12 protein-coding genes are annotated in these 13550 nt (G+C 67.9%); 8 read left to right on the top strand and 4 right to left on the bottom strand.

The window, feature by feature from the left end; all coding sequences use genetic code 11:
- Positions 1 to 150: 150 nt before the first annotated feature.
- The 3 genes from aroQ to AC1DZV_RS16100 are packed head-to-tail and all read left to right on the top strand — an operon-like array spanning position 151 to position 1815.
- Positions 151 to 627, top strand: coding sequence for a type II 3-dehydroquinate dehydratase (gene aroQ / locus AC1DZV_RS16110; RefSeq protein ID WP_028277671.1), 477 nt, complete (start codon positions 151 to 153; stop codon positions 625 to 627).
- Between the two features lie 2 nt (positions 628 to 629).
- Positions 630 to 1439, top strand: a complete 810-nt coding sequence (locus tag AC1DZV_RS16105; RefSeq protein ID WP_476954096.1) for a DUF2332 family protein — start codon at positions 630 to 632, stop codon at positions 1437 to 1439.
- Positions 1342 to 1815, top strand: coding sequence for a DUF2332 family protein (locus AC1DZV_RS16100; protein WP_476954095.1), 474 nt, complete (start codon positions 1342 to 1344; stop codon positions 1813 to 1815). The genes AC1DZV_RS16105 and AC1DZV_RS16100 overlap by 98 nt, the downstream gene beginning before the upstream one ends.
- A gap of 51 nt (positions 1816 to 1866) precedes the next feature.
- On the opposite strand, the gene AC1DZV_RS16095 is transcribed toward AC1DZV_RS16100, so the two are convergent.
- Positions 1867 to 3051 carry a MarP family serine protease gene (locus AC1DZV_RS16095; protein WP_476954094.1) on the bottom strand — a complete coding sequence of 395 codons (1185 nt, stop codon included), beginning with the start codon at positions 3049 to 3051 and terminating at the stop codon, positions 1867 to 1869.
- A gap of 215 nt (positions 3052 to 3266) precedes the next feature.
- On the opposite strand from AC1DZV_RS16095, the gene AC1DZV_RS16090 reads away from it, so the two are divergent.
- A complete protein-coding gene (locus AC1DZV_RS16090; protein ID WP_011693220.1) occupies positions 3267 to 3944 on the top strand; it encodes a Crp/Fnr family transcriptional regulator in 678 nt (225 codons plus the stop codon).
- Positions 3945 to 4429: 485 nt separating this feature from the next.
- Here the strand turns inward: AC1DZV_RS16090 and AC1DZV_RS16085 are convergent, their stop codons facing one another.
- The 3 genes from AC1DZV_RS16085 to AC1DZV_RS16075 are packed head-to-tail and all read right to left on the bottom strand — an operon-like array spanning position 4430 to position 6106.
- The gene (locus AC1DZV_RS16085; RefSeq protein ID WP_476951698.1) at positions 4430 to 5341 is read right to left on the bottom strand and encodes an NUDIX hydrolase; all 912 of its coding nucleotides are present in this window, start codon (positions 5339 to 5341) and stop codon (positions 4430 to 4432) included.
- 16 nt (positions 5342 to 5357) lie between these two features.
- Positions 5358 to 5948: a RidA family protein gene (locus AC1DZV_RS16080; protein ID WP_243181726.1), complete on the bottom strand. Its 591-nt coding sequence runs from the start codon at positions 5946 to 5948 to the stop codon at positions 5358 to 5360.
- A gap of 2 nt (positions 5949 to 5950) precedes the next feature.
- Entirely contained in the window at positions 5951 to 6106 is a 156-nt protein-coding gene (locus AC1DZV_RS16075) for a DUF4177 domain-containing protein (protein ID WP_003797879.1), read from the bottom strand.
- A gap of 37 nt (positions 6107 to 6143) precedes the next feature.
- Between AC1DZV_RS16075 and AC1DZV_RS16070 the strand changes: the two genes are divergently transcribed.
- The 4 genes from AC1DZV_RS16070 (at position 6144) to AC1DZV_RS16055 (ending at position 13508) form a co-directional block, all read left to right on the top strand.
- The gene (locus AC1DZV_RS16070; protein ID WP_476954093.1) at positions 6144 to 8429 is read left to right on the top strand and encodes a transglycosylase domain-containing protein; all 2286 of its coding nucleotides are present in this window, start codon (positions 6144 to 6146) and stop codon (positions 8427 to 8429) included.
- Between the two features lie 3 nt (positions 8430 to 8432).
- A complete protein-coding gene (locus AC1DZV_RS16065; RefSeq protein WP_476951700.1) occupies positions 8433 to 9380 on the top strand; it encodes a metallophosphoesterase in 948 nt (315 codons plus the stop codon).
- Between the two features lie 382 nt (positions 9381 to 9762).
- Complete coding sequence (locus AC1DZV_RS16060; protein ID WP_476951701.1) at positions 9763 to 11586, top strand: ABC transporter ATP-binding protein; 1824 nt, start codon at positions 9763 to 9765, stop codon at positions 11584 to 11586.
- Positions 11583 to 13508 carry an ABC transporter ATP-binding protein gene (locus AC1DZV_RS16055; protein ID WP_476954092.1) on the top strand — a complete coding sequence of 642 codons (1926 nt, stop codon included), beginning with the start codon at positions 11583 to 11585 and terminating at the stop codon, positions 13506 to 13508. Before AC1DZV_RS16060 ends, AC1DZV_RS16055 begins: the two co-directional genes overlap by 4 nt.
- The last annotated feature ends 42 nt before the right edge of the window (positions 13509 to 13550 follow it).

Below are 13550 nucleotides of genomic sequence, written 5' to 3'. Positions count from 1 at the left end.
CCGTGGTGGGCCGCGCCGCCGTCGTCGTTGGTCCTGTCTGTCGACGCAGCCGAGGCGGGAACATCCGCAGAAGCGAGGAATGCGGCGGTAACGAACCGATTGGCAGTAACGAACGGCGCGGGCGGGCCGCGGCGCGATAGATTTGCAGACATGACTGAAGCCACCTCCGCCACCGCTGCCGGCCGCGGCACCATCCTGGTTCTCAACGGACCCAATTTGAACCTGCTTGGCACCCGCGAGCCCGAGAAATACGGGACGGCGACGCTGGCCGACGTCGAACAGCTCGCCAAAGATGCCGGTGCCGCGCACGGCCTGGACGTCGAGTGCTTCCAGTCCAACCATGAAGGCGCCCTCGTGGACGCCATCCACGCCGCCCGCGGGAAGGCGGTGGGAATCGTGCTCAACGCCGGCGCCTACACGCACACGTCCGTGGCCATCCGGGACGCCATTTCCGCTGTTGCCCTGCCGACGGTCGAGGTGCACATCACCAATGTTCACGCCCGCGAGCCTTTCCGGCACCATTCCTACCTTTCGGACATCAGCAAGGCCGTGATCGCCGGCGCCGGGATTCTGGGCTACCGCTTCGCGGTGGAATACCTCGCCGGGCTGCACGCGGCCGGGGACTGAGCATGTCCCCCGCGGAACCCGCGGCGGCGGAAGCATCCGGGGAACCGTCCGCAGTTCCGGACCCGGCCACGGGCACTGCCTCGGACCCGGCCACGGGCACTGCTTCGGACACAGCACCGGGCGCGGCTACGGCTACAGACACAGCGCAGTGGTACCGGCACTTCGGCACGGTCGACGCCCCCGGTTCCTCCCCCTGCTATGCCGCGTGGTCCGTGGGGATCGCCGGGGACGCCGAGGTGATTCGGCGGATTGATCAGTGGCCGCACAACAAGCGCCAGCCGCTGCTGATACTCGCCGCGGCCCGGTTCCTCGGCGCGCAGATCAGCCCTTACCGCGGTTTCCGGAGGTTCCTGGACCATCACTGGGACGCGGTCGCGGAAATCGTGCTGTCCCGGTCCACGCAGACGAACGAGGCCGGACGCTGCGCCACCCTGCTGCCCTCACTCGCGCAGATATCCGCGGCAGAGGGCCGGCCGCTGGCCCTCATCGAGGTGGGCGCCTCGGCGGGGCTGGCACTGTTCCCTGACCGCTACGGTTACGAGTTTGTCGACACCGGGGCGGGGGCACCGGATGAGTCGGCGGCGGACCCGGCGGCGGAAGCAAGGACGACGCGGCTGGTTCCGGATGGCGCCCAGCCTGGCACGTTTCCGGCCCTGCGCTGCGTCACCTCGGGCCCGGTGCCGCTGCCGGCGGAAATTCCCCGGGTGGCTTGGCGTGCCGGGATCGACATCAACCCTCTGGACGTGCGCGACCCCGGACGACGTCGCCTGGCTCGAAGCCCTCGTCTGGCCGGAGCAGGAGTTCCGGCTTGAACGGCTGCGCCAGGCGATCGCCATTGCCAGGGAACGGCCGCCGCTGCTGGTGGCCGGCGACCTCAATGAACAGCTTGTGGAACTCGCCGGCCGCGCCCCGGCCGACGCCGCGCTGGTGGTATTCCACAGCGCCGTCATGGCGTACCTGGATGCCGGCGGCCGCTCCCGGTTCCGGCGCACCATGGCGGATCTAGCCGCGGAGCGGGGCCGCCACTGGCTCTCGAACGAAGGGCACACCGTCGTTGTGCAGGCAGACGGGTCCAGTGTGGTCCCGGAAATGGATGACGCCCGGCTCCGCGGCCGGTTCCTGCTGCTGCAGGACGGCCAGCCGGCAGCCATCACGGGCCCGCACGGGCAGAACCTGGAGTGGCTCTAGCCTGCGTGCGGCTCGAGCCTGACTGTGGCTAGGGCCTGCGTGGCAGTCCGGTTATTTCTTGATGCACTGTCCGGACGAAACGGCACTGCCCAGACCCGGCGCCTGAGCCGCCACGAGGCTCAGGTCATTCATGGTGATCGCAAATCCGAGCGAGGACTCGGTTGTGGCCTTGGCAAAAACCACCCCCGCCACCTGCCCGTCCATGGTCAGGAGCGGACCCCCGGAGTTGCCCGGCTGCACGTCGCCGGCCAGCCGGTAGACGTCCTCGGGCGACGCATTCTTACCGTAGATGTCCGGGACCAACACGGTGGCGATGTCCTGCACGGTGGCCGGTTTGGACTGGAAAGGCCCGCCGTGCGGATAGCCGGCAAAGGCCGCGGCGCTGCCGGACGGCAGGTCGGCGGCCAGCGCCAGGGGTTCCGAGCGCAGACCGTCAACGGCCACGACGGCGAGGTCGTGCTGGGAATCAAAGTACACGACGCGCCCAGGCAGTGCGCGGCCACCGGGCGTTTCCACCACCGGTTCGTCGACCCCGGCGACCACATGGGCGTTGGTCACCACGCGCCCGGGGGCGACCACGAAGCCTGTTCCGGTCTGGTTTTGACCGCACTGGTAGGCGGTTCCGGCGATCTTGAGCACGGACGCGGCGGCCTTGTTCAGCGCCGGAGTGTCCGTGCTGGTGTCCGGAACGGCAACGGTCTGGCTCTGGCCGAAGCCGTCCAGCAGGGTGGGGATTCCCTCGCCGATCACGGCGGAACGCAGCTGCGCCATTGATGCCTTGACCGGCATCGGCGTCACACCGTCGATGAACCTGATGACTTTGGATTCCGCGAGCTGCTGGGACACGAACGGCACACCCAGGGCCCCGATGCTGAACGCCAGCATCGACATCACAAGGGCGGACACCACCACGTTCACGCCGCCGCCCACGAGGCGGTCCGCCGCCCGCAGGGGGCTGAACGGGACCACGCTGCGGATTCGCCGCCCGATCATGGTACCGAGGCCGTTGCCTACGATCATCAGAAGGACCGCCGTGGCAACGATCGCCGTCAGGCGCCAGCCGCTGTCCTCCACTAGGCCGCTGACGATGGGCACGGAGACGAAGGCGGCGACGGCGCCTGCCGCGAATCCCGCGATGCCTCCGAGCGTCACAAGGAAGCCGTTGCGAAGACCGTGGATCAGGTAGGACAAGAGCGCCACAACCAACACCAGGTCCAAAATGGTCAAGCCAAACACCGGGGCTCCTCACAGACAGTTCAGCGACGATTCTACCGGTGTAAGCTGAACGTTTGCCGACCGGCCGCCAGCCTGCACAGGGATCTGCGCGGGCTTCCCGAGCCGTTCGCTTTCGGCCCCTTCGGGCGTTTCCGTGCCAACTACGTCACAGAAGCTCCAAAATTCTGAAAGAATGGCTGAAGCGCCCCAGCCGACACAGCTAATCAGGAGATTTCATGGATATCGAGGTATTGCGCCGCGCACCCCTTTTCGCCACGCTCGACGACGAGGCGTTCCGTCTGCTGACGGACGAACTTACCGAGGTGGACCTTTCACGCGGTGCCTCGGTATTCCGGGAAGGCGACCAGGGTGACCAGCTTTACTTCATCGTCTCCGGCAAGGTGAAGCTCGGCCGCACGTCGCCGGACGGTCGCGAATCACTGCTGGCCATCCTCGGCCCGGGCGAACTTTTCGGCGAAATGGCGCTGTTCGACCCCAGCCCGCGCACGGCCACGGCAACTGCCGTTTCCGAGACGCGTCTCGCCGGCCTGAAGAACGAGAGCCTCAACGCGCTGCTGCGCACCCGCCCCGAGGTCTCGGCCCAGCTGCTGCAGGCCTTGGCACGCCGCCTGCGCCGCACCAACGATTCCCTTTCCGACCTCGTCTTCTCCGACGTGCCGGGCCGTGTGGCCAAGGCGCTGCTGGATTTGGCCGACCGCTTCGGCCGCCCGGCAACCGACGGCGTCCTGGTCGCCCACGAACTGACGCAGGAGGAGCTCGCCCAGCTGGTCGGCGCCTCCCGTGAAACGGTCAACAAGGCCCTCGCGGAATTCGTGCAGCGCGGCTGGCTGCGCCTGGAAGCGCGCGCCGTCGTCATCCTTGACATGCAGCGCCTGCGCCAGCGTTCCCGCTAGGGACCCCCGCAGCAAACACGAAGGCCGGCCCCGGAAACGGGACCGGCCTTCCGCCGTTAAACTTCTGCCGCTAATTCTCGGAGGAGGTCCCCGGCTGGTTGTCCGCCGGACATGTCCCGGGCCGGCTCGCAGCACGAAGGGACATGTCCAGTGCTCAGGAGCAGGGCGGGGCATGTCCCCGGGCTCGCACCGGGCATCAAGGGACATGTCCAGCCCCGGCTGCGAGGACTGGACATAACGCCACTATGTCCACCGGACAGGCCGACCGGAGGACATGTCCCGGGCCGGCACGCAACACGAAGGAACATGTCCAGCGCTCAGGAGCAGTGCGGGACATGCCCCGGGCCGGCACGCAGCACGAAGGGACATGTCCAGTCCTCAGGAGCAGTGCGGGGCATGTCCGGGGAACCGCCCGGGCTCCCCGCCCAAGCCAAGCCCTAACAGGCCGCCCGCAGGAAGTCGGGTGGCGTCGGCGCTCTCCGGGCCTAGCGTTCGCGCTGCGGTTCGCCGGCGATCGTTTTGGCTGCTTCGACTTCGAGCATGAGACGGCCCTCTTCCTCGACCAGCTTCGGCTGGTAGACGTGGGCCTTGCGCTTGTAGCTGAGGTAGGCAATGCAGCCGTTGGCCTTGGCCATCTTCTCAAGCATGATCTCCGAGCCAGGAACCAGGAGTTCGCCCAAGGTCCGGCCGACGGTGTTCTCCTGCCCCACCTCGTCACCCAGCACGGTGCTGTCCCGCTCGCTCACGACTTTCCGGACGCACACCCAGCGGCCCCAGACGCCCTTGCTGGCCAGCAGCGAGGGCTGCTGGTTCACGGGCACCGTCGCGGCGAAATACCGGGTGTTGAACCGGCGGTGCGCGAAGTCGGGGCTCAGCCAGTTCACCAAGGGTTTGAGCAGGTCAGTGCGCAGCGAGAGCCCGCGCTTGGCAAGCAGGTCTGTGAAGGATTTCTCCTGCTCGGCCACGGCTTCGCGGGCGCGCATCCAGTCGGCTCTGGAGGTCAGTTCCACCGTGGTGGACAGGTCGGGGCCGGCCAGCAGGATGCCGGTCTCCTCAAACAGTTCACGGATGGCACCGACAACGTGTCGGCGCGCCAGCCCGACGTCGGACGTCCCCATCTGCTCGGCCCAGTGCTGGGGTGAGGGGCCCAGCCAGCCGACGGCGTCGTCGTCGGTGGCTTCCAGCGATCCGCCAGGGAAGGCGAGGACACCGAGCGGGGAGGACCCCGTCCGGTAGCCGAGCCAGGTCTCCAGGCCCGTGGGCGAATCCCGCAAGAGGATCACCGAGGAGGCCAAACGGGGCGCGCGGGGCGTCCGCTCACCGTGTTCAATCCAGCTGCGGGCTGCTCCCTCAAGATCCGGGGGCAGGACGAACAGGCGGCGTTCTAACTGAGGCAACGAAGTAACCGGTCTACTAGGCGAATTCAGCGATCAGTTCGACTTCGACAGGCGAGTCGAGCGGCAGAACGGATACGCCGACGGCGGAACGCGCGTGCTGGCCGGCGTCGCCGAGGACCTGGCCCAGCAGCTCCGAGGCGCCGTTGATGACACCGGGCTGGCCGGTGAAAGAAGGGTCGGAGGATACAAATCCGACAACCTTGACGATCCGCGTGATGCGGTCGAGGTCGCCGATCACACTCTTGACGGCGGCCAGGGCGTTAACGGCGCAGACGGCAGCGTAGGCCTTCGCGTCCTCCGGGGACACCGTGGACTCGTCGGAGGCGCCCGCCGAACCGGTGGAAACCTTTCCGGTGGCCTCGAGCTTGCCGTTGATGAACGGCAGTTGCCCGGAGGTGTAGACGTGGTTGCCGGAAATCACGGCCGGAACATACGCCGCGACCGGAGCCGCGACGTCGGGGAGCGTCAGGCCCAGCTCCGCGAGGCGCTGTTCGACGGCGGACGACGCGCCCGCGCCGGCCGTGGGGCTCGCTGCCCCGGCCGTGTTTTCGGAGATGTTTTCCGCGCCCGCCGGCGTGGCCGGAACGGCTTCTGAGGGGGTGCTCATGGCTACTGCTTCTCCCGCTTCAGGTAGGCAACCAGGCCGTTTCCATCGGGTCCCGGAACAACCTGGACGAGCTCCCAGCCGTCGTCACCCCACTGGTCCAGGATCTGCTTTGTGGCGTGAATAATGAGCGGAATCGTGGCGTACTCCCATTTGGTCATGACATAAAGCCTAGTCGTTGCCGGTAAAGTGGAAAACATGGCGACTGGCAAGAACCCTTTATTCGACACGGCCACCACCCTCGGAAAGATCTTTCTTTTCCTGGGCGTGAGCGCTATTTGCGGCGTCCTGGTGGCGGGCCTCCTGGTCCCCGCGGCAGCCGTCTCGGGCAGCGCGGCGAGCGGTTCGATCCAGTTTTTTGACACGCTCCCCGCTGAGCTGAAGGTCGATCCGCCGAGCCAGTCGACCACGATCCTGGCGTCCGACGGCAGCCCGATCGCGAACCTCTACGCGGAAAACCGCACCCGTGTTTCGCTGGACCAGATGTCACCGCACATCAAGGACGCGATCATCGCCATCGAGGACAGCCGCTTCTACGAGCACGGCGGGGTGGACACCACCGGCATCCTGCGCGCCCTCGTGAGCACCGCCCGCGGCAACAAGCAGGGCGCGTCCACGATCACGCAGCAGTACGTCAACAACGTCATCAACTCCTCGCTCGAGGCCGAAGGCAAGGGCGACGAGGTCCTGCTCAACGGCGTCAACAAGGGCGTCGGGGACAAGCTCCGTGAAATGAAGCTGGCCATCGCGCTGGAGAAGAAGTTCACCAAGGAGCAGATCCTCGAGGGCTACCTGAACATCGTGTTCTTCAACCGCGACGCCTACGGCATCGAAGCCGCGTCCAAGTTCTTCTTCAGCAGCACGGCCAAGGACCTGACCCTGCCCCAGGCGGCCCTGCTGGCCGGCGTCGTGAACAGCCCCTCCTACTACGACCCGATCACCAATCCGGAGAATGCCAAGGTCCGTCGCGACCTCGTGCTCCACGCGATGCTGACGCAGGGCAAGATCAAGCAGGCCGACTACGATGCCGCGGTGGCGACGCCGGTGCAGACCAAGGTCACCCAGCCCCGCCAGGGCTGTGCGTATTCGCAGACGGCGCCGTACTTCTGCGACTACGTGCTCCACCTGCTCCTGAACAATCCGGCGTACGGGGCCGACGCTGCCGAGCGTGAGCGGAAGATCTTCCGCGGCGGCCTGACCATCAAGACCACGCTGGATCCGAAGGCCCAGGCCGTGGCCCAGGCCCAGGTGGACGGGTCGGCCGGCGCGAACCCGGACAAGTGGGGGGCCTCGCTGGTGTCCGTGCAGCCGGGCTCGGGCAAGATCGTCTCCATGGCCCAGAACACCGTCTGGTTCCCGGCCGACGGCAAGTTCGACGCGGAACAGAACTTCAACGTGGACGTGCAGGACGCCAAGGGCAATGACCTCAACGGCCTCGGCGGCTTCCAGCCCGGCTCCACAATGAAGCCGTTCACCTTCGCGGAGTGGCTCAATGAGGGCAAGTCGATGAGCACCCAGCTCAACGGCGCCGTGCGGCGATATCCACAGAATTTCCCTTGGAAGAACACCTGCCCGGCACCGACCACCGGCTGGTATGACGCGTCCAACGGAAGCTACGACCTACAGAACGCCGACGAGACCCACTACAAGTACATGTCCGTCCTTGACGGCCTGGCGAACTCCATCAACACCATCACGTTCGCCTCCGCCGCGCAGGTCGACCTCTGCGGGATCCAGAAGGTCGTGGACGCAGTGGGCATCCACGGCGGGCTGCCGAGCGGGGACAACCCCAACCCCCCGGTGCCGATGACCACCCTCGGCAACCTCATCGGGTCCACCCAGACGGCGCCGCTGACCATGGCCAGCGCATTCGCCACCTTCGCCAACAACGGCAAGTATTGTGAACCAATGGCCATCGAGTCGGTAACAGACGCGACCGGCGCCCAGCTGCCGGCCCAATCACCGAACTGCAGGGACGCGATCAAGCCCGAGGTGGCCCACGGCGTCGCGTACGCTATGCAGGAAGTGCTCAACCGCGGCTCGGGCTCGCTCATTGTGCCCCGGATTTCGACCCGGACCACTTTCCCCATTGCGGCGAAGACGGGCACCAACGACAACAACAGCTCTACCTGGGTGGCGGGCTACACCAGCGGCCTCGCGACGGCCACGTGGTTTGGCGATCCCCTGGGCGACCAGAAGCGTGCCGGGCAGAATGTCACGATCAACGGCAACTTCTACAAGGGCATCGACGGTTACATGATCGCCGGGCCGCAGTTCTCGAACTACATGGCCCAGGTGGCACCGGCCTACGGCACCGATCCGTTCCCGGCCCCGCCGTCGGACATGCTGTACTCCCCGGCCCCGGTCCCGGACCCGGTAACGGTGCCGCGGCCCTTCATTCCGACCGGCAAAAGCACCGAACCGGCCACGCAACCGTCCGCCGACCCGACACCGGCACCCACGAAGTCTTCCGGCAAGAAGTAGCCGATGACTCTGGGCAATGATCTGGCGAGCCGCGTTCGAAGCATCGGACGCGGCTTTGCCGTGACCGCCGCGATCGGGACGGCGGCGGGGGCGGCCGCTACCGGCTACGGGCTATGGGAGAAGAACCAGTTCGTAATCAGGGAGGAAACCCTCCCCATCCTGCCGGCCGGGTTCGGCCCGTTCCGGATACTGCACCTGTCCGATATCCACTTCGTTCCGGGCCAGCACCGGAAGGCGCAGTGGCTTTCCTCCCTGGCGCAGTTGCAGCCGGACCTCGTGGTGAACACGGGCGACAACCTCAGCCATGCCAAGGGCGTGGACCCCCTCGTAGCGGCTCTGCGACCCCTGCTGGAATTTCCCGGCGTGTTCGTCCCCGGCTCGAACGACTACTTCGGCCCGAGCCTGAAGAACCCGGCGTCATATTTGCTCGGGCCCTCGGGCGAGCGCAAGCACCCGGAAAGGCTCGACTGGCCCCGGCTGCGTTCCGAGTTCGGCATGTCCGGCTGGGTGGACCTGACCAACCGCTGCCAGTCGCTCGTGCTCAAGGGCATGCGCTTCGACTTCTCCGGCGTCGACGATCCGCACCTGCGCCTCGAACGGTACGCTGGCTGGCCACGCGGGACCAAGGGCAGGGACGCCGACCCGCACCTGCGCATCGCCGTCGCGCACGCACCCTACCAGCGCGTCCTCGACCACTTCACCGAAGCCGGCGCCCACCTCCTCCTGGCCGGCCATACCCACGGCGGCCAGATCTGCGTCCCGGGCTACGGGGCCCTGGTCACCAACTGCGACCTGCCCACCTGGCGGGCCCGGGGGCTGCACACCTGGGAGAGCAACGGGAGGACGACGCCGGTGAACGTCTCGGGCGGCATCGGCACTTCCCGCTTCGCCCCTGTCCGCATTGCCTGCCGGCCCGAAGCCGTTCTGCTGACGCTGACCTCCCGCGCCTAGGCCTGGCCGCGGCCAGTCCTGCCCGCCCTCCGGCCTGACCGGTGGACATGCCCTCCCCTCGCGCCCGAGCCCACGGGACATGCCCTCCCCTGGTCGCGGGCACTGGGCATAGGCCCACAATGCCCACCCGCCGCGGCCACCACTGGACATGTACCACCGGGCCCGGCACCAACACTGGACATGTCCCACCGGGCCCGGCACCACCACTGGACATGTCCCGCGGCCACCCGCCGCCCGCACCTATTGCGGATCGCAATGACTGGGCGAGATGCTGGGAGCGCTGAACAACGTGTGAATCCCGTCACCCGATGGCCTAGGGTAGTTGCTACAGGAAACTACATTCAACGGTGCGATCTATGCACGGGCGTCTTAAGAAGCAGGCATGGCCAAGCAGAGCTCATTCTTCACCTCCATCAGCCGTCTCTACCCGCACGTCAGGCCAATCCTGCCCCGGCTGGTCATGGGCCTGCTCTGCGCACTGCTGGCCAGCGTCATGGCACTGGCCATCCCGCAGGTGCTGCGAGTGCTGGTCAACGAGTCCCTGACCCCCGGCGGCAGCGCCGAGGCCGTCTGGACCGCCTCGCTCCTCATCCTGGTCCTGGGCATCGCCGAGGCGGGCCTCGTGGCCCTGCGCCGGCAGTTCGTCATCAATCCCGCCACCACCGTCGAGACCCGGATGCGGGTCTCGCTCTACGGGCATCTGCAGGACCTCACGGTTTCCTTCCATGACCGCTGGGGCTCCGGTCAGCTGCTGTCCCGGGCCATGACGGACCTGAACTTCCTGCGCCGCTGGATGGCCTTCGGCGCCATCATGCTGGTGGTCACGACGCTCACCGTGGTGATCGGCGTCGCGGTGATGTTTGCCATGAGCTGGCAGCTGGCCCTGATCTTCCTGGCCGCCGCCGTGCCGATCATGATCTACGGATTCCGCTTCCGCACCCGGTTCAGCAAGGTGGCCCGGCGAAGCCAGGACCAGGCCGGGGACCTCGCCACCACGGTCGAGGAATCCGTGCACGGCATCCGCGTCCTGAAGGCCTTCGGCCGCAGCCGGGAGGCGCTGGAGAACTTCAACGAACAGGCCGAGGAACTCCGGCAGACCGAGATCGCCAAGGCCAAGCACCTGGCCACGTTCAGCCTGGTGGTGACGCTCCTGCCCGAACTCGCGCTCGGGGCCGGCCTCGTCGTCGGCATCCTGCTGGCCTCCACGGACCAGCTCTCCATCGGGTCCCTCGTGGCCTTCTTCGCCACCGCCGCCGTGGTTGCCGCGCCGGTCGAGTTCTGCGGCATGCTGCTGGCGATGGCTCTGACCGCGAAGTCCACGGTGGACCGGCACTTCGAGGTCATGGACGCGCAGAACACGATCACCAGCCCGGACCAGCCCCGCCGCCCGGCCGGCCTCAAGGGTGCCCTCAGCTTCCGCAATGCCTCGTTCGCGTTCGAGGACGCCCCGGACAAGCCGATCCTCAAGGACATCACCCTGGACATCCGCCCCGGCGAAACCATGGCCCTCGTGGGCATCACGGGCGGCGGCAAGAGCGCCCTGCTCCAGCTGGTCCCCCGCCTCTATGACGTCACCGGCGGTGCCATCACCATCGACGGGGTGGACCTGCGCGAGTTCGCGGTGGAGGACCTGCGCACCGTGGTTTCCGTGGCGTTTGAGGACACCACGCTGTTCTCCAGCTCCGTCCGGGACAACGTCCTGCTCGGCGCGCCCGACGCCGGATCGGCGGAGGGCCGCGACGCGGCCCTGGAGGAAGCCCTCGACGTCGCCCAGGCCCACTTCGCCTATTCCCTGCCTGACGGGGTGGATACCCTGATCGGCGAGGAGGGCCTCAGCCTTTCCGGCGGCCAGCGCCAGCGCATCGCCCTGGCCCGGGCCATCGCCGCGAAACCGGCCGTGCTGGTCCTGGACGACCCGCTCTCGGCGCTGGATGTGAACACCGAGGTCCTCGTCGAGGCCCGGCTGCGCAAGGTCCTCGCGGACACCACAACGCTGATCGTGGCCCACCGGCCTTCCACGGTGGCGCTGGCCGACCGGGTGGCCCTGCTCGAGGACGGCCGGATCGCCGCCGTCGGAACCCATGCGGAACTGCTCGCCAGGAACAGCCATTACCGCTACGTGATCGCCAGCCTGGACCCGGAACCGCGGGACCTGGATTCAGAATTGTCCGCCCTCGAGGACCAGTCCGAGGAGATTTCCCGATGAGCAGCGCAACGTTCGGCACCGCCAATGAGGACAACGCGCACCTCAGCAGGAACGAAAGCAAGGCCGTCCGGCGGCGCTCCCTGACCCTCCTGGGCTCCCTGATCCGCCCCGTCCGGGCCCGGTTCTGGCTGACGATCGGCGCCGTCGTCCTGTCCCAGGCCGCCCGCGTGGCCGGGCCGGCGCTGATCGCCTTCGGCATCGACCACGCCCTGCCCGCCGTGCGCGCCGGCGACAACCTTCCCCTCGTGCTGACCGGGGCCGCCTACCTTGCCGCGGCCGCCGTGGCGGCCGGCCTGACCGCCCTGTACGTGACCTCCACGGCGCGGCTCAGCCAGGCGATGCTGCTGGACCTCCGCGTCCGGGTTTTCCGGCACACGCAGCGGCTGAGCCTGGAATTCCACGAGAAATACACCTCGGGGCGCATCATCGCCCGACAAACCTCGGACCTGGAGGCCCTGCGCGAACTCCTGGATTCCGGCGTGAGCTCGCTGGCCTCGGGAATGCTGTTCATGGCGTTTACCGCCGTGACGGTGTTCGCCCTGGACTGGCGCAGCGGCGTGCTGGTGCTGGCCGCCGGCGTGCCGATGTATTTCCTGGCCCGCTGGTACCAGAAGCACTCCCAGATCGCCTTCCGCGAATCCCGGGTGGTCTCGGCCCGGCTGATCGTGCACTTCGTGGAGACCATGACCGGAATCCGCGCCGTGAAGGCCTTCCGGAAGGAACGCGAGAATGCCGCGGGCTACTCCGAACTGTCGGAGGACTACCGGCGCGCGACCGTCCGCTCCATCAACCTCAACGGCATCTTCCAGCCGGGGCTGGTGCTGATCGGGAATGTGTGCGTGGCCCTCGTGCTGCTCACCGGCGGCTTCCGGGTCCTCAGCGGCGACCTGGAGGTCGGCGTGCTCCTGGCCCTGATCCTGTCCGCCAAGCGCTTCTTCCAGCCGGTGGACCAGATGGCCATGTTTTACAACTCCTTCCAAAGCGCCCAGGCCGCCCTGGAAAAGGTCTCGGGCCTGCTCGAGGAGGTCCCCACCGTGCGGCCGCCGAAAACACCCGCGGCCCTGCACGACGCGCGGGGCAGCATCGATTTCAACGGCGTCGAATTCCGCTACGGCGACGGCCCGGTGGTCATCCCGCAACTGGACCTGCACATCCCCGCCGGGCAGACGGTCGCGCTGGTCGGGCAGACCGGCGCCGGCAAATCCACCCTCGCGAAGCTGATTGCCCGCTTCTACGACGTCTCCGCCGGGTCCCTGACCCTCGACGGCGTGGACCTGCGCCAGCTCAGCACCGAGGACCTGCGCCGGAACGTCGTCATGGTCACCCAGGAGGCCTTCCTGTTCAGCGGCTCCGTGGCGGACAACATCGCCCTGGGCCGGCCCGAAGCCTCGCGAGCGGAGATCGAAGACGCGGCCCGGGCAGTGGGGGCGCACGCCTTCATCATGGAACTGCCGGACGGCTACGACACCGACGTCAACAAGCGCGGCGGCCGCGTCTCCGCCGGGCAGCGCCAGCTAATCAGCTTCGCCCGCGCGTTCCTGGCCCGCCCGGCCGTGCTGATCCTGGACGAGGCAACTTCCTCGCTGGACATCCCGTCGGAGCGCATGGTCCAGCAGGGCCTCGCGGGGCTTCTGCGCGGGACGCGGGAGGGCGGCACCCGGGAGGCCGGCCAGCGGCAGTCCGGTGGACAGACGGGCGGCCGACAGCCCGTTGCAGACCCGGCCCCCCGCCGGGACCCGGTCCCCGGCGCCGGGCGGACAGCGCTGATCATTGCCCACCGGCTCTCCACCGTGGAGACGGCAGACCGGGTGCTGGTGGTCCACGACGGACGCGTCGTGGAGGACGGCACCCCGGAGCAGCTGATCGGCGACGGCGGCGCCTTCGCCCGGCTCCACGGCGCCTGGAAAGACTCGCTGGTCTGAACAGCGCCTGCCGAGACCGGGCGGCGTCCGGGCCGGAACGAC

Source organism: Arthrobacter sp. P1_D12, assembly GCF_056406175.1.
This window is presented reverse-complemented; position numbering and strand designations above follow the sequence as displayed.

Excerpts from the sequence above, each read along its gene's own strand:
- aroQ (WP_028277671.1), top strand. The coding sequence starts at position 151 with ATGACTGAAGCCACCTCCGCCACCGCTGCCGGCCGCGGCACCATCCTG.
- AC1DZV_RS16075 (WP_003797879.1), bottom strand. The coding sequence starts at position 6,106 with ATGACCAAATGGGAGTACGCCACGATTCCGCTCATTATTCACGCCACA.
- AC1DZV_RS16060 (WP_476951701.1), top strand. The coding sequence starts at position 9,763 with ATGGCCAAGCAGAGCTCATTCTTCACCTCCATCAGCCGTCTCTACCCG.
- AC1DZV_RS16065 (WP_476951700.1), top strand. The coding sequence starts at position 8,433 with ATGACTCTGGGCAATGATCTGGCGAGCCGCGTTCGAAGCATCGGACGC.
- AC1DZV_RS16080 (WP_243181726.1), bottom strand. The coding sequence starts at position 5,948 with ATGAGCACCCCCTCAGAAGCCGTTCCGGCCACGCCGGCGGGCGCGGAA.
- AC1DZV_RS16105 (WP_476954096.1), top strand. The coding sequence starts at position 630 with ATGTCCCCCGCGGAACCCGCGGCGGCGGAAGCATCCGGGGAACCGTCC.
- AC1DZV_RS16055 (WP_476954092.1), top strand. The coding sequence starts at position 11,583 with ATGAGCAGCGCAACGTTCGGCACCGCCAATGAGGACAACGCGCACCTC.
- AC1DZV_RS16070 (WP_476954093.1), top strand. The coding sequence starts at position 6,144 with ATGGCGACTGGCAAGAACCCTTTATTCGACACGGCCACCACCCTCGGA.
- AC1DZV_RS16090 (WP_011693220.1), top strand. The coding sequence starts at position 3,267 with ATGGATATCGAGGTATTGCGCCGCGCACCCCTTTTCGCCACGCTCGAC.